Raw genomic sequence first — 17,068 nt, forward strand, 5'->3', positions numbered from 1 at the left:
AGGAGGTTTCATTGCATTTTGACTATATCATTATTGGTGCCGGTTCTGCCGGCAACGTACTGGCAACACGACTGACAGAAGACAGCAATACTACCGTTCTGCTTTTAGAAGCGGGCGGTCCGGATTACCGCGCAGACTTCCGTACCCAGATGCCGGCAGCGCTGGCCTTCCCGTTGCAAGGAAGGCGCTATAACTGGGCGTATGAGACCGAACCTGAACCGCATATGAACTACCGTCGCATGGAGTGCGGACGCGGTAAAGGCCTGGGGGGCTCCTCGCTGATTAACGGCATGTGCTACATCCGTGGCAACGCCCTGGATCTCGATCACTGGGCAAAAGAACCTGGACTTGAGCACTGGAGCTACCTCAACTGCCTGCCCTATTACCGCAAAGCGGAAACCCGCGATGTGGGTGCCAATGACTATCACGGCGGTGACGGCCCGGTCAGCGTGACCACGTCAAAACCGGGAGTAAACCCACTGTTTGAGGCGATGATCGAGGCTGGCGTCCAGGCGGGTTACCCGCGAACCGATGACCTGAACGGCTATCAGCAGGAAGGTTTCGGCCCGATGGACCGCACCGTCACACCGCAGGGTCGTCGCGCCAGTACCGCCCGGGGCTATCTGGATCAGGCAAAAAAGCGCCCTAACCTCACTATCGTGACGCATGCCCTGACCGACCACATCATTTTTGACGGTAAAAAAGCGGTCGGCGTCGAGTGGCTCGAAGGCGACAGTACGATCCCCGTCAGCGCGACGGCCCGAAAAGAAGTGCTGTTGTGCGCGGGCGCGATCGCCTCGCCGCAGATCCTGCAACGCTCTGGCGTGGGCGACGCCGTGCTGTTAAAAGCGCATGCCATACCGCTGGTTCACCATTTGCCTGGCGTTGGTGAAAACCTGCAGGATCATCTGGAGATGTACCTGCAGTATGCGTGTAAAGAGCCGGTCTCTCTCTACCCTGCCCTGCAATGGTGGAACCAGCCAAAGATCGGTGCCGAATGGCTGTTTGGCGGGACCGGCGTCGGAGCCAGTAACCATTTTGAAGCAGGCGGATTTATTCGCAGCCGCGAAGAATTTAGCTGGCCTAACATTCAGTACCATTTCCTGCCGGTGGCGATTAACTACAACGGTTCAAACGCGGTGAAAGAGCACGGTTTTCAGTGCCACGTCGGTTCAATGCGTTCGCCAAGTCGCGGCCATGTGCAGATTAAATCGCGGGATCCGCGCGAGCATCCGGCGATTCTGTTCAACTACATGTCAACGGAGCAGGACTGGCAGGAATTTCGCGATGCGATTCGCCTTACCCGTGAAATCATCAACCAGCCGGCGCTGGATAAATTCCGTGGTCGGGAGATAAGCCCTGGTATTGACTGTCAGAGCGACGAACAATTAGATGCATTTGTGCGCAACCACGCGGAAACCGCGTTTCACCCCTGTGGCACCTGTAAAATGGGCTTTGATGAGATGGCCGTGGTCGATGGCGAAGGCAACGTGCACGGTGTGGAAAACCTGCGCGTGGTGGATGCCTCCATCATGCCGCAAATTATTACCGGCAATCTGAATGCCACGACCATTATGATTGGCGAGAAAATCGCCGATGCCATTCGCGGTCGCGCGCCGCTGGCAAAAAGCACCGCGCGCTATTACGTGGCGGGCGATGCACCGGTACGCAAACCGGCACAACGCTAAAGAAATGTCCGCTCTGACGACAGGGCGGAGTTTCGCTTACGACAACCGACACTGCGCCAGCGTTTGCCGCTGCTGGCCGTGTTCGTCAAAATTCTCCGGCGCTAACCAGCGCTGCAATGCACGGTCACACTCAGGCCATTCACCATCAATCATCGACAACCAGTCGCTGTCCCGATTGCGGCCTTTGCGGACAATTTTCTGGCGAAAGCGGCCTTCAAACACGAACCCTAACCGCTCTGCCGCCCGACGCGACGCCAGGTTCAGGGAGTCACACTTCCACTCCACGCGGCGATATCCCCGCGCAAATGCATAGCGTAACAAGAGCCAGACGGCTTCTGTTCCCAGTACGCTATTTTTCATGCGCGGCGACCAGGTGACATGGCCGATTTCAACGCTGCCATGCTCCTGTTCGATCGCCATAAAGCAGACCAACCCCACCGCACGTTCAGCGCGGGTATCCACGACGACGAAAGGCACCAGCGTGTCATCGTTCGCTTTCCCGCAAAGCCAATGGAACGTTGCCTCAACGCTGTCAGGGCGACTGCTCGCCAGCCACGTCCAGTCCCGCTCATCGTCTGCCTGCATATAGGCGTCGAACAGATCTCCGGCATGACGCGCAGGGACAAGAGGCTCGAGACGACACCAGCGACCTTCCAGCACGATTCGTTCCAGAACCGACGCGCCATGCCAGTCCGGCAGCGCATCGCCAACCGTCTGACCATATTGATTAATTTCCGGCACAGCACACTCCTTACGCAACGGTAAAATCTGGTTATAGCAGTTCCCGATTCGTCTTCAAAGCGCCACTTTCAGATTTCTTCCTCCACCGCAGTTCTTTCCATCGCTTCTATACTGAAAGCAAATCACCAGGGAAACGAACGCCATGCCACTACCCGATTTTCACGTCTCGGAACCGTATACCCTCGGCATTGAACTGGAAATGCAGGTGGTAAATCCGCCAGGTTATGACCTGAGCCAGGACTCTTCGACGCTGATTGCCGCGGTAAAAGATCGGGTCAGCGCCGGGGAGGTGAAACACGATATCACTGAAAGCATGCTGGAGATGGCCACCGACGTCTGCCACAACATCGATCAGGCCGCCGCGCAGTTTTCCGCTATGCAGCGGGTAATTCTGGAGGCGGCGGCTGACCATCACCTCGAGATTTGCGGCGGCGGTACACATCCTTTTCAGAAATGGCAGCGCCAGCAGGTATGCGATAACGAGCGCTATCAGCGCACGCTGGAAAGCTTTGGCTATCTCATCCAGCAGGCCACTGTGTTTGGCCAGCACGTCCACGTTGGCTGTCCCAACGGCGATGACGCCATTTATCTGCTGCACGGACTGTCGCACTTTGTCCCGCACTTCATTGCGCTCTCGGCGGCTTCACCCTATATGCAGGGCTCCGACACCCGCTTTGCCTCGTCACGCCTGAACATTTTCTCCGGTTTTCCCGATAACGGCCCGATGCCGTGGGTCAGCAACTGGCAGGAGTTTGAGGGGTTATTCCGTCGGCTCAGCTATACGAACATGATCGACAGCATTAAAGATCTGCACTGGGATATTCGCCCCAGCCCACATTTTGGTACTGTCGAAGTGAGGGTGATGGACACGCCACTGACCCTGTCGCATGCGGTAAATATCGCCGGGTTAATCCAGGCCACCGCCCACTGGTTGCTGACCGAGCGTCCGTTTAAGCATCAGGAGCGAGATTACCTGCTGTATAAATTCAACCGTTTTCAGGCATGTCGTTATGGGCTGGAGGGTATTCTGACCGATGTGCATACCGGCGATCGCCATCCGTTGTCAGACGATACCCTGCGTCTGCTGGAAAACGTGGCGCCATCGGCGGATAAAGTGGGTGCAACCAGCGTCATCGAAGCCTTAACCCGCCAGGTGAAAAACGGCCTCAATGAAGCGCAGACAATGCGCGAGTTTGTCAGCGAAGGCGGTTCGCTCATCGGGCTGGTGAAAAAACATTGTGAGATCTGGGCGGGATAAACGGAGCAGGTTTGCGTTAGCGGAAAAGATCCCGGACAATGGCTTTTTAACTCAAGTTTAACAATGCCATGAAACACCCGCTTGAATCCCTGATGACCGCCGCCGGTATCCTGCTGCTGGCTTTTCTCTCCTGCCTGCTGCTTCCAGCACCGTCGCTGGGGCTGGTGCTGGCGCAAAAGCTGGTTGCGACCTTTCATCTGATGGATCTCAACCAGCTCTATACGCTGCTGTTCTGTCTGTGGTTCTTAGCGCTTGGCGCTGTTGAATATTTCGTGATTCGCTACGTCTGGCGTCGTTGGTTTTCGCTGGCCCATCAGGACCGTTAAATCCCGCATCCAGAAAAGAATCAGTGCGCCCGACTGTGATTTTCTTTGCGGTAGGCACCCGGCGGCTGGTTAAACGTACGGGTAAAAATACGGGTAAAGGTCTGCTGGGAGTCAAACCCGTAGCGCAGACAAATGTCATACACTTTTGCGTCGGATTCGCGCAGATCCCGCGCCGCCAGCAGCAGTTTGCGCTCGCGAATGTAGCGCCCCAGGCTCTCCCCTTTGTATTGCAAAAACAGGCGCTGCAAGTGCCATTTGGAATAACCCGCATGGCGTGCGATGTCGTCAATACGCAGCGGCTGATTCAAATTATCATCAATCCACTCGACAATGCTGTCGATAACCTGAGCAGAAATGGTCATTCGGAACTCCTCTCCTGCAAATGTGTTGCCTGATCCCACCATGTGGAAAACCGTTGCGCTGAATCGTCCAGCTTCACCGGTTCACCCTGCATCGGGGTGAGCAGGCGGTACGCTTTATTTCGACTGGCCAGTGCCAGTCGTTTGTAAGGGTCATCCCAGCTATGCTTTGCCAGCACAAAGCGTCCGGCATGACCGGGCAAAATCGCTTTTGCCCGCAAATCCAAAGCGGCCTGCGCGGTCTCTTCCGGCATCATGTGAATGTACTTCCAGTCCTGGTCATATTGGCCGTTCTCCATGATGGCAAGATCGATGCCGCCAAACTGTTCGCCAATCGCCCTGAAATGCGGGCCATAGCCCGAGTCGCCGCTGTAATAAATCTTCTGTTCCGGTGTTTCGAACAGAAAACTGGCCCACAGCGTCTGGTTGCGCTTGATGCCGCGCCCGGAAAAATGCCGTGCGGGCAGCACGTGGATCAGCAGCGAATCATCGACTCTGACGGACTGATTCCAGTCACGCTCTTCAATAATGTCGCCATTCATTCCCCAGTAACGCAGATGCGAGCCAACGCCAAGCGGCGTAAGCACGCGCTTCACCTTCGGCATTAATGCGGTGATGGTGGCGTAATCCAGATGGTCATAGTGATCGTGCGAAACGATCAGCAGATCGATCTCCGGCATCGCCTGTGCTGTCCACGGATACTCCCCGGCGAACGCTTTGTTGAGGAACGAAAACGGTGCGGCGTAACTGCTGAAAACCGGGTCGATCAGAATACGTTTGCCGCCCAGTTGCAGGTACCACGAGGAGTGCCCCAGCCAGATCAGGGTATTCTGCTCAACCGGCAGGCTGGCAAGATCGGTGGCAACCAGGGGTAATGGCCGGGCTGGTCGCGCATTGTCGCGCTTCGCGACCAGAAACTCCCACCATGCCGCGAACATACTTTTGTTTCCGGTATAGCCCGGCGTTGGCACCTGATTATGAAATTGTCCGTCACGGTAGTTCGCAGATTGCTCTACCTGACTAAGCTCAGCACCCTGCGGTGCCTGGCCGAAGCCCGCATTGAGGACAAACGGTAACGTTGCTGCACTGGCAATGAGCATAATAACGACCACACAAACGGAGAGAGGCTTCATATCCTGACCTGTAAAACGCGCTCCGGTCCGATGGTTTGCGCGGCTGACTCTTGATTATGAGTGAGTAAGCACTCATTATAGAAATCGGAAGTTTCGCGTCAAGATGATTTTCAATCTTTGACATTCACCGTTGCGGCGCTGCAAAGGCCGTGTTTCAATCACCTTTTTAGACAATCTTAAGGGTAAAGTGTAGTGGCTCGTCCGAAGAGTGAAGACAAAAAACAGGCATTACTGGAGGCTGCAACCACAGCTATTGCGCAATCCGGGATCGCGGCATCTACCGCTGTGATAGCCCGCAACGCAGGCGTGGCGGAAGGAACGTTGTTTCGCTATTTCGCGACCAAAGACGAGTTAATCAACGAACTTTATCTTCATCTTAAGCAGAGCCTTTGTCAGTCGCTGATCGAGAACCTCGATCGTTCACTGACGGATACCAAAGTGCTGACCTTTTACATCTGGAGCAGCTATATCAGTTGGGGTCTCAACCATACGCAGGGACATCGCGCCATTCGCCAGTTAGCGGTCAGCGAAAAAATCACCAAAGAGACGGAACAGAAAGCCGACGATCTGTTTCCCGAGCTACGCGATCTCTGCCACCGTTCGGTGCTGCCGGTCTTTATGTCCGATGAGTATCGCGCCTTCGGCGATGCGCTGTTTTTAACGTTAGCGGAAACGACGATGGAATTTGCCGCTCGCGAACCGGCTCGTGCCAGCGAATTTATCTCCCTGGGCTTTGAAGCGATGTGGCGCGCCCTCACCCGTGAGGAAGCATAATGGACGAAAAAACGCTGTATGATTGCGCGCGCCGTCTGGCGCTGGCGTTTCCGTTTACTGAGCACTGCTGGCCGTTTGGTCCGGAGTACGACGTGTTTAAAGTCGGCGGCAAGATCTTTATGATCGTTACCGAATTTAACCGCCGCGCGGTGATAAATCTGAAAGCCAATCCGGAAAAATCGCTGCTAAATCAGCAAATTTACCCGAGCATTACCCCCGGTTACCATATGAACAAAAAGCACTGGATTTCTGTCGCCCCCGGCGATGACATCAGTGAGTCATTACTGGAAGAACTGGTCAATGATTCGTGGAATTTAGTGGTCGATGGCCTGGCCAAACGCGACCAAAAACGGATCCGCCCCACCTGATTGGTCGTGAAAGCCGATAACTGTTTTCGCATTTTCTCTCTTATCATCATCCAGAGAACCTTGTACCCTGCGGGTATTAAAACCAACCGGGAGTAGTTATGGATATCATTTCAGTGGCCTTAAAGCGTCACTCCACCAAGGCATTCGACCCTAGTAAAAAACTGACCGCTGAAGAAGCAGAAAAAATCAAAACGCTGCTGCAGTTCAGCCCGTCCAGCACTAACTCTCAGCCGTGGCACTTTATCGTTGCCAGCACAGAGGAAGGCAAAGCGCGCGTGGCAAAATCTGCTGCCGGTAACTATGTCTTCAACGAGCGTAAAATGCGCGATGCCTCGCATGTTGTGGTGTTTTGCGCCAAAACGGCAATGGACGATGCGTGGCTGGAGCGCGTGGTTGATCAGGAAGAGGCCGATGGTCGTTTTGCTTCTGCTGAAGCAAAAGCCGCCAACCACAAAGGTCGTACATTCTTTGCCGACATGCACCGTAAAGATCTGAAAGATGACGCGCACTGGATGGCAAAACAGGTTTATCTGAACGTCGGTAATTTCCTGTTAGGCGTAGGCGCACTGGGTCTGGATGCAGTCCCAATCGAAGGGTTCGACGCCGCCATTCTCGATGCGGAATTTGGCTTGAAAGAAAAAGGCTTCACCAGTGTGGTCGTAGTGCCTGTGGGTCATCACAGCGTCGAAGATTTCAACGCGTCGCTGCCTAAATCGCGCCTGCCGCTGGAAACCACGCTGACAGAGGTGTAATTCAGCCAGCGCCCTCCGTTTGCATAATTTCCCCTCAGCGGTCATCATTGACCGCTGTTTTATAAAGGAGAAATTATGCAGGAATTAATTACCCAGGTTGAAGATTTAGCGGGTATTGAGATGAATCACACCACCTCGCTGGTGGTGATTTTCGGTATTATTTTTCTCACCGCCGTCATTGTGCATATTATTTTGCACTGGGTGGTACTACGCACCTTCGAAAAGCGTGCCACCGCCAGTTCCCGCCTCTGGCTGCAAATTATTACCCAGAACAAGTTATTCCATCGTCTGGCGTTTACCCTACAGGGGATTATCGTCAATATTCAGGCGGCGCTATGGTTGCAAAAAGGCAGTGAAGCGGCAGAAATTCTGACCACCTGCGCGCAGCTGTGGATCATGATGTATGCTCTGCTGTCGCTGTTTTCATTACTGGATGTCATTTTAAATCTGGCGCAAAAATTACCAGCCGCCTCTCAGCTTCCGCTCAAAGGCATATTTCAGGGTATTAAACTGATTAGCGCGATTATCGTTGGTATTCTGGTGATCTCGCTGTTAATGGGTCAGTCCCCGGCAATTCTGATTAGCGGACTGGGCGCCATGGCGGCCGTGCTGATGTTAGTATTTAAAGACCCCATTCTGGGGCTGGTTGCCGGTATTCAGCTTTCAGCCAACGACATGCTGAAACTGGGTGACTGGCTGGAGATGCCGAAATACGGCGCTGACGGCGCGGTGATTGATATTGGTCTGACGACGGTGAAAGTCCGCAACTGGGACAATACCATCACCACCATTCCCACCTGGTCACTGGTCTCGGATTCCTTTAAAAACTGGAGCGGCATGTCTGCCTCCGGCGGTCGGCGTATTAAACGTAGCATCAGTATTGACGCCACCAGTATTCATTTTCTGGATGATGATGAAAAACAGCGCCTGTATAAAGCACGCCTGCTGAAGCCTTATCTGGATACACGCCATCAGGAAATCGATGAATGGAATCAACAACTGGATGCACCAGAATCGGTATTAAACCATCGCCGGATGACCAATATTGGGACTTTCCGCGCCTACCTGAACGAATATCTGCGCAACCATCCGCGCATTCGTAAAGATATGACCTTAATGGTGCGTCAACTGGCACCGGACGATCACGGTCTGCCCATGGAGATTTACGCTTTTACCAATACCGTCGTCTGGCTGGAATATGAAAGCATTCAAGCCGATATTTTCGACCATATTTTTGCGGTGGTAGAAGAATTCGGCTTACGTATTCATCAGTCGCCCACCGGCAATGATATTCGCTCGCTGGCGGGAGCCTTCACCAAATAGATCAGGTACTGGCGCGCGAAATAAAGCGCCAGTCCATCATAACCCTTTCCGTTGGCGCATCCGGATTATTAATTTTGTTTAACAGTAACGTGACCGCCTTGCGGCCAATCTCTCGTGACGGTTGTTCAATGGTGGTGAGCGACACCATCTCAGAAAGTTCGGTGCCGTCGAACCCGACCACGGCGATATCCTGCGGTACGCGGAGTCCCGCCTGCTCAATAGCGCGTAGCGCCCCAGCCGCCAGCGTATCGGAAACGGCAAACACCGCATCCGGCGGGTTGTCTTTCAGTAGCGTTTGCATCGCCGCCATCCCGGCCGCTGAGCTGAGGTCGCTGGCATATTCCACCGCCTGATAGTCCAGATCGCGCAGATGAATCACGCTCCTGTAACCACGTTCGCGCAGACGGGCATATTTGTAGCTTAAGTCGTGATTAATTAAGGCAATCCTCGTACGCCCGCTATCAACAAGCTGGCTTACCACGTACTGCGATGCATCCACATCGTTGATCCCAACGCAGGAAACCGTCCCCGCGTCGGCATACTCAGCACACTGAACCCAGGCTGCGTTACCAATTAACTCGGCAAGCTCCGGCAATCGGGAAAATGCATCCATGGTGATAATACCGTCGACGATTTTCCCCGACAGCAGGCTTAATCCCGAACGGGAACGCTCGATATCAGAACCCGAATTGCACAACAGAATACGGTAGCCGTTTTTCTCGGCTTCGGCTTCAATACCCTTAACCACCTCCGCGCAGAACGGGTTAGCGATGTTGGACACCATCACCAGAATCATATGGCTGCGCGCGGTGCGAAGTTGACGTGCCAGCAGATTGGGCTGGTAGTTGCTCTCCTTGATTGCCTGCAAAACCCGCTCACGGTTTTTCGCTTTAACGCTGTCGCTATTGTTCAACACGCGCGACACCGTCGCCACCGAAACCCCGGCCAACTGAGCGATTTTCTGAATAGACATAACGACGACACATCCTGCGGTTAGCGTTTTATGCAGGCTATCATAAATTCGTTGCCCGGCGAACCGGGCAACGCGTCATCGCTCAACGCGTACCCAGCGCTGTTGCTGATGGCTTTTCAGTATTGCATCAATGATATACATCACATTCGCGCCGTCGCGGAAGGTGGCAAACTGTGGCGTTTTTGCCATTTTGCCTGCCTGAACGGCACGGTAGAACTGCACCATCATATTTTTGAAGGCGTCGGGCCAGCCTTCACTATGCCCACCGGGGAAATGGGCGCTGTCGGCGACATCGCGGTTCATTAGGGAAGGATCATCTGTCAGGATCTGATTCGCCTGCTCGCGATGCCCCACCCACAGCTGCTGCGGCACCTCCTGATCCCACGCCACGGACTGCTCGCTACCGTTGATTTCAAACGTCAGGCCATTTTTATGCCCGGCGCTCACCTGTGAAACGCGAAAACTGCCCTTGCTGCCATCATCAAAGCGGAGCAGCACGGAGCCGAAATCTTCCGTCTTCACCGGTTTATCTTCATACCGGGCGTTCGGGTCATGAGCAAAGGTCTGGTTACCCGCGACATTCGCCTTGCGCGTCGGCCAGACGATCGCGAGGTCGGCCATCACCTCCGTGATGCGTCGTCCGGTGACAAACTGCACCGTATCGCACCAGTGGGAACCAATATCCGCCACGGCACGCGACGCCCCGCCGAGTGCCGACTCCACCCGCCAGTTGTAGTCAGTTTCCAGCAGCATCCAGTCCTGCAGATAGCTACCATGGGCGGCAAACAGTCGCCCGATGCTTCCTGCGCGCATCATGCTGGCCGCCTGACGCACCATCGCAAACTGGCGATAGACAAAGCTGACGCCGTGCACCACGCCAGCCTCTTCCGCCAGCGCCACCAGCTCGCGCGCCTCTTCTGGCGTCATGCACAGCGGCTTTTCAGAGAAGACATGCTTGCCTGCCCGCAAGATCTGCCGGTTGATCTGCGCATGCAGATGATTTGGCGTGCAGTTATGCACTACCTGCAGATTCGGATGCGCAAGCAGTTCCTCAACGCTGCCGTAGGCATACGGCACGTTCAGCGCCAGAGCTTTTTCCTGCGCCCGGGAAAGACTCCCGTCGCACAGCGCCACCACCTGCACAAAGCCGAGTCGACGCAGCGCTTCAATATGTGCAGGACCGATAAATCCGCTGCCAATAATGCCGACGTTAATCATTGGCACCTCCGGCGGCAAAATCATCAAACGCCCGTGCGGAGACCGGAATGATATGACGGCGGATAAATTCGCTGCCTTCGCTGGCCCCGGTATCACCGTCTTTCAGGCAGCACTCCCACTCCAGCACCGCCCAACCGTCAAAATCATACTGCGTCAGCTTACTGAAAATACCGTTGAAGTCGATCTGCCCGTCACCCAGCGAGCGGAAGCGACCGGCCCGGTTAATCCACGACTGATAGCCACCGTATATCCCGCTGCGCCCGTTCGCCCGGAACTCTGCATCCTTCACGTGAAACGCTTTGATACGCGAGTGATAGATATCGATAAAGGCCAGGTAATCCATCTGTTGCAACAGCATATGGCTGGGATCATAGAGAATGTTGCAGCGCGGATGGTTATCCAGAAGATGCAAGAAACGCTCGAACGTGACGCCATCATGCAAATCTTCCCCTGGATGCAGCTCAAAACAGACGTCCACCCCGTGCGCATCGAAGATATCCAGAATCGGTCGCCAGCGGTTTGCCAGTTCACTGAATGCTTCCTGAAAACGCGCTTCATTGTGTGGCGGCCACGGGTAGAAAAACGGCCAGGCCAGCGAACCGGAGAACGTCGCATGCGCGCGGAGCCCCAGCTTTGCCGATGCAGCGGCTGCCTGTTTCAGCCTCTGCGCGGCCCACGCCCGGCGTACCCTATCGTTGCCGCGTACTTCCGCTGGCGCAAAGTGGTCAAAGGCGTCGCTGTAGACCGGGCTTACCGCCATCAGTTGCCCTTCCAGATGGGTCGATAGTTCGCTGATGACCAGACCGTGCTCCGCCAGTTTACCGTTTATGTCATCGCAATAGGCCTGACTCTGCGCTGCCTTTGCCAGATCGAAAATAGGCGGCTGATGACAAGGGATCTGCACCGCTTTATAGCCCTTGTCAGCCGCCCAACCCGCCAGTCCGTCCAGCGAGTTAAACGGCGCTTGCTCCCCAATAAACTGCGTCAGAAAAATACCCGGCCCCTTAATCGTCCTCATACCACCTCCAGAAAATTACGCCTTGTCATCGTCATATTTGAACGAGAACAGGAAAATCAGTGCAATCACCGCAGCCGCCACCGCCGGGATCCACCAGAATGTCACCCACGCCTGCGGCACGGTTTGTCCGGCGACCAACCGGTTATACAGCGCGCCGGAGATCTGCGATCCCAGCAGCATCCCAATACCGTAGGTGAACATCACGATCATGCTCTGCGCCTGGCCTTTTACCTTTTCACCCGCCACGCGGTCGGTGTAGATAAAGCCGACAACAAAGAAAAAGTCATAGCACACACCGTGCAGCAGAATGCCGAGATACAGCAGGAAGCGCCCCTCTTCACTCACGCCAAGCGCAAAAAACGCATAGCGAACGAACCATGCCAGCATGCCGATCAGCAGCATGTACTTCACGCCCAGACGACGGAACAGCAGCGGGATCACCAACATGAAGAAGATTTCTGACATCTGCCCGAACGACATCGCGGTGCTAACGTCCGCAATACCGGCATCCGCCAGATAAGAGGCGGTGTAAGCGTAATAGGTGCCGAGTGGCACTGAGATCAACATCGCGCAAAGCGAAAAGATAAAGAAATGACGCGTTTTGAGCAGCGCAAACGCATCGGCACAGAACAGATCGCGCACCTGTATTGGAAGTCCTTTCGCAGGGGCTGGCGTATGCGGCAACGTCAGGCTATACACCGCCAGAACCACGGAACTAACCGCCGCTACCTGGAAGATGGTAATGCTGGACGCCACGCCGGTGACGCCAATGAAAATCCCTGCCACGATCCAACCGATCGTGCCGAACACGCGCACCACCGGGAAGGTTTTATCAACATTCGTCAGGCTGTGAAACGCAATGTTATTGGTCAGCGCCAGCGTTGGCATATAGCACAGCGTATAGCCGAACAGCAGGCTAATCAGCAGCGCCCCATTTTGAGCAATCAATGCCCCAGGCACAAACCACAAAATCACCGCCCCGGCCAGATGCATCACCGCCATCACCTTTTGTGAAGCAAAGAAGCGATCCACCAGCATACCGAGCACAAACGGCGAAAGGATGGAGGCGATCGGCCCTGCGGAAAATGCATCGCCAATCAGCAAAGACATATCGTGTTGCGTCATAACCAGGCCGAGCGTCACCGACCAACTCCCCCAGATAAAAAACTGTAAGAACATCATCAGCGACAGTCGGGGTACCAGCAGCCGGTGCTGCCCTATCGCCTTTCCACTACTTTCCGTTGTTGACACCATTTTGAGCCTCGCCTTTAAAAAGTAATCGATTACAAACTGCCATCAGATGAAAAGTAATCGATTACAAAATAAAGATCCTGTCGATCGAAACAGAATTGAGAGAAGCATCACGATAAAGGTGGAAAGAGATACTGGCAGATGGGGCGTTTTGTAAGCCCGGTAAGTAAGGCACCACCGGGCATCAACAGGGTTACTTTTTACGGGACAGCTTAAACGCTACAAACAGGAAGATGACCCACACCGGCAGCAACATGGCGGACAGACGCATGTCGTCGATAGTGCACATCAGCACGAGGATCATCCCCAGGAAGGCAATACAGATGTAGTTCCCTGCCGGGTAGAGTAACGCCTTGAACTGGGTGTCGCGCCCTTTGCGACGCATCGCGGCACGAAAACGCAGATGCGCCAGACAGATCATGATCCAGTTCAGCAGCAGCGTTGCCACCACCAGCGCCATCAGCAGGCCGAAAGCCGCTTTCGGCAGCAGGTAGTTAATCAGCACCACCAGCGAGGTGATAGCGCCAGAAAGCAGCAGCGAGTTCACCGGCACGCCACGACGGCTGACGCGGGTCAGAAACTTCGGCGCATTACCCTGCACGGACAGACCAAACAGCATACGGCTGTTGGAATAAACACCGCTGTTATAGACCGACAGGGAAGCTACAAGAATGACGAAATTGAGTGCAGAAGCCACCACGTTGCTGTTCAGATCGTGGAAAATCATTACGAACGGGCTACTGTCGGATTTGACTTCTACCCACGGATAGAGCGCCAGTAAAACCACCAGCGAACCGATGTAGAACAGCAGAATACGATACACCACCTGATTGACGGCTTTAGGAATGCTTTTATGCGGATCGCGTGCTTCCGCCGCGGTGATCCCAATAAGCTCCAGTCCGCCGAAGGAGAACATAATCACCGCCAGCGACAGGATCAGCCCCTTCCAGCCCGTCGCCAGGAAGCCACCGTGTTGCCACAGATTGTCGATGGTCGCCCGCTCGCCGCCGTGACCCGTAAACAGCAGCCACAGGCCAAAGCCGATCATGCCGATGATCGCCAGCACTTTAATGAGCGCAAACCAGAATTCGGTTTCGCCGTACAGACGAACGTTCACCAGGTTGACGGCGTTAATGATAATAAAGAAGGCAGCGGCCCAGACCCAGGTGGGAATGTCGGGTAACCAGTACTGCATATAAATGCCGGCGGCAGTCAGTTCAGCCATCCCGACCAGCACAAACATCACCCAGTAGTTCCAGCCCGACAGAAAACCCGCAAACGGTCCCCAGTATTTATAGGCAAAGTGAGCGAAAGAGCCCGATACCGGCTCTTCGACGACCATTTCGCCGAGTTGGCGCATGATCAGAAAGGCAATAATGCCGGCGATGCCGTAACCCAGCAGTACTGCCGGACCCGCCATCTGAATCGCCGGGCCGATCCCCAGAAACAATCCGGTACCAATCGCGCCGCCGAGGGCGATTAACTGAATGTGTCGATTTTGCAAACCACGTTGCAGCGTCGGACTCTGTTCCGACGACGCTTCAGAACGACCGTTGCCTGAAGCGGATGACGCGTCTTTCACGCCCTACCCCTGTCTCTTTTTTAGAAGGGGCACGTTTTAACACTTCATGCTGGAGGTAGCAAGTTAAAGGCATGGGAATGGATGGGGCATCCTTGCCCCTGATAACGAGGTGGAACTCAGAACTCGTAGCCAACGGACACTTTAACGGTGCGCGGTTCGCCCTGGGTGACGTACGTGCCAGAATCATCAACGCTGGCCCAGTAGTTTTCGTTGGTGACGTTGTCGATGCCCGCGCGAACGGTCATCTGGTTTTGGTTCTGGTTAAGCGCGAAGCGATAACGCATGCCCAGATCCAGAGTGGTGAAACTGTCGAGCTTTTTGGTATTGGCCAGGTCTGCATACTGAGAACCAGAGTGGTTCACGCGTGCAGTGGTGGTCAGCCCCTGAATCGGTTTGATGTCATACTCGGCACCCAACACGGCGTAAAAATTCGGCACGCCAATAACATCATTCCCCTGATTCAGGCCATTGTTGGTTTTGGTCATCTCCGCCTGCAGCCAGGTGGCGCTGGCGTTCAAACGCATTCCCAGCATCGGTTCACCGAAGACATTCAGCTCAACGCCGCGGTTACGCTGCTCGGCATCCAGCCCATAGTGTTTGGTTTCACTGTCAAGGATCGCCGACGGCATCTTGATCTCAAACAGCGCCAGCGAGCCGCCAACACGCCCGAAATCCGCCTTCACGCCCACTTCATTCTGTTTCGAATGGACGATACCGGTACTCTGACCATAGTTGGTTGCGGTGTTAGGCGCCGTTTTACCCGGCTGTAACGCTTCGGTGTGGTTGGCGTAGAAAGCGATCGCCTCCCACGGTTTGTAGACAACACCGTAGGTGGGCATCCAGCGGCTGCCGTCAAAGCCGTCGGCGGCGTTTTCCGCGCCAGTGACTTTGTCATAACCCCGGATGACCACTTTCTGATGGCGCGCCCCGACGGTAAACAACAGTGTGTCATCCAGCACGCCCAGCGTATCACTCAACAGCCAACCCTGAGTGCGGGTGCGTCCGCTGGTCAGCGGATCGCTGTAGTTGCCGCCCTTACCATTTGAGTTGGTACTGGCGGGCGCATCAACGCCGCTGTTATGGTAGATGTTGGTATACGGGTTATCCGCCACGTTGGACATCTTCCACGCGATTTTTTCGTTTTTGCTTTGCGCCGAGTAGCCGACGTTCACTTTGTGCGAGACAAAGCCAGTATCGAAGTTGCCGCGAATCCCCGCCATCCCGCTCACCGTGTCGCTGATGCGGTTAGTGTCAAGACGACTGGCAGTGGCTGTACCGCTCTTATCCAGCAGTTTCGGCGCGCTGTAGAGACCTTCTTCGTGCGCGTGCTGAGCGCCAAGACCGGTATAGGCGGTCCAGTTGTCGGTGATGTCGTACTCACTACGCCACATCCCGAACTCGTTTTCGATATCGCTGTACGCCCATTTCTGCGAGAAGTTACGGTCATTTTTCGGCGGCGTAGGGATGAAATCGACCGCAGAAATGTTGACGCTGGTTGGGCTGCCGTGGAACGTTTTCTTCTGATACCCCACGTCCAGCGAGGTGCGGAAGTTATCGCCTTTGTAGTCCAGACCGGTTGAGAGCAGCGTGGTACGACGGCGATCGTCCTGAATTCGGGTTTCGCCTTCACGGTGGACCAGATTCACCCGTGCGCCAAACTGGTCGTTGTCGCCAAAACGACGACCGGCATCCAGCGTGGTGCCAATCTGTGAATCTGAGGTGTAGTCCACGCCCACTTTAGCCTGCGGAATGTCGCCTGCGTGTTTTGGTTCAAGATTAATCATCCCGCCGACGGCAGAGCTGGCGGCACCGTTCATCAGAGCATTCGCTCCTTTGAAGATTTCGATACGATCCACCATCTGCGCATCCACTACCTGACGCGGTAAGATGCCGGACAAACCACCAAAGGTCATGTCATCGCCATCAAACTTCAGGCCACGGATACGAAAACTTTCCGCACTGTTGCCGTAGCCCTGGACATACTGCACGCCCGCATCGTTTGCGACGACATCGGCGATGGTTTTTGCCTGCTGATCTTCAACCAGTTTAGCGGTGTAGCTAATGACGTTGAAGGGCACATCCATCGCGCTCTGTTGACCGAGCATCCCCAGCCTGCCGCCGTTGGCAACCTGCCCGTCGAGAAACGCGGGGAGTAGCGTGTCACCCCCCGGTTTGAAATCATTACTGGAAGTCGCCTGGACCACAATGGTGTCTTCCGCTTTTTTCGCGGTGTCCGCCGACCAGGCGGTGCCAGAGATCGCGCCGATCGTCAGCGCCAGAATTGTTTTGGTGTTGTTCATGTGA

Annotated in this window: 16 protein-coding genes; 7 read left to right on the top strand and 9 right to left on the bottom strand. The window is 54.9% G+C overall.

Features of this window, described 5'->3' with window-relative positions:
- Positions 1 to 11 precede the first annotated feature (11 nt).
- Positions 12 to 1,688: a choline dehydrogenase gene (gene betA, locus I6L53_RS15780; RefSeq protein ID WP_042320837.1), complete on the top strand. Its 1,677-nt coding sequence runs from the start codon at positions 12 to 14 to the stop codon at positions 1,686 to 1,688.
- Positions 1,689 to 1,724: 36 nt separating this feature from the next.
- On the opposite strand, the gene I6L53_RS15785 is transcribed toward betA, so the two are convergent.
- On the bottom strand, positions 1,725 to 2,429 hold the full coding sequence (locus tag I6L53_RS15785) for a GNAT family N-acetyltransferase (RefSeq protein WP_042320838.1): 705 nt from the start codon (positions 2,427 to 2,429) through the stop codon (positions 1,725 to 1,727).
- Positions 2,430 to 2,571: 142 nt separating this feature from the next.
- On the opposite strand from I6L53_RS15785, the gene I6L53_RS15790 reads away from it, so the two are divergent.
- Positions 2,572 to 3,687: a YbdK family carboxylate-amine ligase gene (locus tag I6L53_RS15790; RefSeq protein ID WP_042320840.1), complete on the top strand. Its 1,116-nt coding sequence runs from the start codon at positions 2,572 to 2,574 to the stop codon at positions 3,685 to 3,687.
- 68 nt (positions 3,688 to 3,755) lie between these two features.
- Positions 3,756 to 4,013 (top strand): DUF1158 domain-containing protein, encoded by a 258-nt coding sequence (locus tag I6L53_RS15795; RefSeq protein WP_042320842.1) that lies wholly within the window; start codon positions 3,756 to 3,758, stop codon positions 4,011 to 4,013.
- 20 nt (positions 4,014 to 4,033) lie between these two features.
- Here I6L53_RS15795 and I6L53_RS15800 read toward each other — a convergent pair whose 3' ends face one another.
- Both I6L53_RS15800 and I6L53_RS15805 read right to left on the bottom strand, forming a co-directional pair.
- Positions 4,034 to 4,375: a RamA family antibiotic efflux transcriptional regulator gene (locus tag I6L53_RS15800; protein ID WP_042320843.1), complete on the bottom strand. Its 342-nt coding sequence runs from the start codon at positions 4,373 to 4,375 to the stop codon at positions 4,034 to 4,036.
- Entirely contained in the window at positions 4,372 to 5,505 is a 1,134-nt protein-coding gene (locus I6L53_RS15805; RefSeq protein WP_042320845.1) for an MBL fold metallo-hydrolase, read from the bottom strand. The genes I6L53_RS15800 and I6L53_RS15805 overlap by 4 nt, the downstream gene beginning before the upstream one ends.
- Positions 5,506 to 5,697: 192 nt before the next feature.
- Between I6L53_RS15805 and I6L53_RS15810 the strand changes: the two genes are divergently transcribed.
- The 4 genes from I6L53_RS15810 to I6L53_RS15825 all read left to right on the top strand — a co-directional run bounded on the left by I6L53_RS15810 (position 5,698) and on the right by I6L53_RS15825 (position 8,722).
- Positions 5,698 to 6,279: a TetR/AcrR family transcriptional regulator gene (locus I6L53_RS15810; RefSeq protein WP_042320847.1), complete on the top strand. Its 582-nt coding sequence runs from the start codon at positions 5,698 to 5,700 to the stop codon at positions 6,277 to 6,279.
- Positions 6,279 to 6,647 carry an MmcQ/YjbR family DNA-binding protein gene (locus I6L53_RS15815; RefSeq protein WP_042320850.1) on the top strand — a complete coding sequence of 123 codons (369 nt, stop codon included), beginning with the start codon at positions 6,279 to 6,281 and terminating at the stop codon, positions 6,645 to 6,647. Before I6L53_RS15810 ends, I6L53_RS15815 begins: the two co-directional genes overlap by 1 nt.
- A gap of 98 nt (positions 6,648 to 6,745) precedes the next feature.
- Positions 6,746 to 7,399, top strand: coding sequence for an oxygen-insensitive NAD(P)H nitroreductase (gene nfsB, locus I6L53_RS15820; protein ID WP_042320852.1), 654 nt, complete (start codon positions 6,746 to 6,748; stop codon positions 7,397 to 7,399).
- Positions 7,400 to 7,474: 75 nt separating this feature from the next.
- Entirely contained in the window at positions 7,475 to 8,722 is a 1,248-nt protein-coding gene (locus I6L53_RS15825; protein WP_042320855.1) for a mechanosensitive ion channel family protein, read from the top strand.
- 1 nt (position 8,723) lies between these two features.
- Here I6L53_RS15825 and I6L53_RS15830 read toward each other — a convergent pair whose 3' ends face one another.
- From I6L53_RS15830 to I6L53_RS15855, 6 genes are all read right to left on the bottom strand, one after another.
- Positions 8,724 to 9,695 carry a LacI family DNA-binding transcriptional regulator gene (locus I6L53_RS15830; protein ID WP_042320857.1) on the bottom strand — a complete coding sequence of 324 codons (972 nt, stop codon included), beginning with the start codon at positions 9,693 to 9,695 and terminating at the stop codon, positions 8,724 to 8,726.
- Between the two features lie 75 nt (positions 9,696 to 9,770).
- Entirely contained in the window at positions 9,771 to 10,913 is a 1,143-nt protein-coding gene (locus tag I6L53_RS15835; RefSeq protein ID WP_042320859.1) for a Gfo/Idh/MocA family protein, read from the bottom strand.
- A complete protein-coding gene (locus tag I6L53_RS15840) occupies positions 10,906 to 11,931 on the bottom strand; it encodes a sugar phosphate isomerase/epimerase family protein (protein WP_042320862.1) in 1,026 nt (341 codons plus the stop codon). The genes I6L53_RS15835 and I6L53_RS15840 overlap by 8 nt, the downstream gene beginning before the upstream one ends.
- 15 nt (positions 11,932 to 11,946) lie before the next feature.
- Positions 11,947 to 13,185 (bottom strand): MFS transporter, encoded by a 1,239-nt coding sequence (locus I6L53_RS15845; RefSeq protein ID WP_042320864.1) that lies wholly within the window; start codon positions 13,183 to 13,185, stop codon positions 11,947 to 11,949.
- Positions 13,186 to 13,375: 190 nt separating this feature from the next.
- A complete protein-coding gene (gene pheP, locus I6L53_RS15850) occupies positions 13,376 to 14,764 on the bottom strand; it encodes a phenylalanine transporter (protein WP_042320867.1) in 1,389 nt (462 codons plus the stop codon).
- Positions 14,765 to 14,880: 116 nt separating this feature from the next.
- A complete protein-coding gene (locus I6L53_RS15855; RefSeq protein ID WP_042320870.1) occupies positions 14,881 to 17,064 on the bottom strand; it encodes a TonB-dependent receptor in 2,184 nt (727 codons plus the stop codon).
- Positions 17,065 to 17,068 lie beyond the last annotated feature (4 nt).

This window comes from Citrobacter farmeri, from assembly GCF_019048065.1.
GTDB classification, from domain to species: Bacteria; Pseudomonadota; Gammaproteobacteria; order Enterobacterales; family Enterobacteriaceae; genus Citrobacter_A; species Citrobacter_A farmeri.

What these genes read in the sequence shown, in the direction of transcription:
- I6L53_RS15790 (WP_042320840.1), top strand. Translation starts at nt 2,572, where the DNA reads ATGCCACTACCCGATTTTCACGTCTCGGAACCGTATACCCTCGGCATT.
- I6L53_RS15845 (WP_042320864.1), bottom strand. Translation starts at nt 13,185, where the DNA reads ATGGTGTCAACAACGGAAAGTAGTGGAAAGGCGATAGGGCAGCACCGG.
- I6L53_RS15830 (WP_042320857.1), bottom strand. Translation starts at nt 9,695, where the DNA reads ATGTCTATTCAGAAAATCGCTCAGTTGGCCGGGGTTTCGGTGGCGACG.
- I6L53_RS15835 (WP_042320859.1), bottom strand. Translation starts at nt 10,913, where the DNA reads ATGATTAACGTCGGCATTATTGGCAGCGGATTTATCGGTCCTGCACAT.
- nfsB (WP_042320852.1), top strand. Translation starts at nt 6,746, where the DNA reads ATGGATATCATTTCAGTGGCCTTAAAGCGTCACTCCACCAAGGCATTC.
- I6L53_RS15795 (WP_042320842.1), top strand. Translation starts at nt 3,756, where the DNA reads ATGAAACACCCGCTTGAATCCCTGATGACCGCCGCCGGTATCCTGCTG.
- I6L53_RS15840 (WP_042320862.1), bottom strand. Translation starts at nt 11,931, where the DNA reads ATGAGGACGATTAAGGGGCCGGGTATTTTTCTGACGCAGTTTATTGGG.
- I6L53_RS15815 (WP_042320850.1), top strand. Translation starts at nt 6,279, where the DNA reads ATGGACGAAAAAACGCTGTATGATTGCGCGCGCCGTCTGGCGCTGGCG.
- I6L53_RS15805 (WP_042320845.1), bottom strand. Translation starts at nt 5,505, where the DNA reads ATGAAGCCTCTCTCCGTTTGTGTGGTCGTTATTATGCTCATTGCCAGT.
- I6L53_RS15855 (WP_042320870.1), bottom strand. Translation starts at nt 17,064, where the DNA reads ATGAACAACACCAAAACAATTCTGGCGCTGACGATCGGCGCGATCTCT.
- I6L53_RS15825 (WP_042320855.1), top strand. Translation starts at nt 7,475, where the DNA reads ATGCAGGAATTAATTACCCAGGTTGAAGATTTAGCGGGTATTGAGATG.
- I6L53_RS15800 (WP_042320843.1), bottom strand. Translation starts at nt 4,375, where the DNA reads ATGACCATTTCTGCTCAGGTTATCGACAGCATTGTCGAGTGGATTGAT.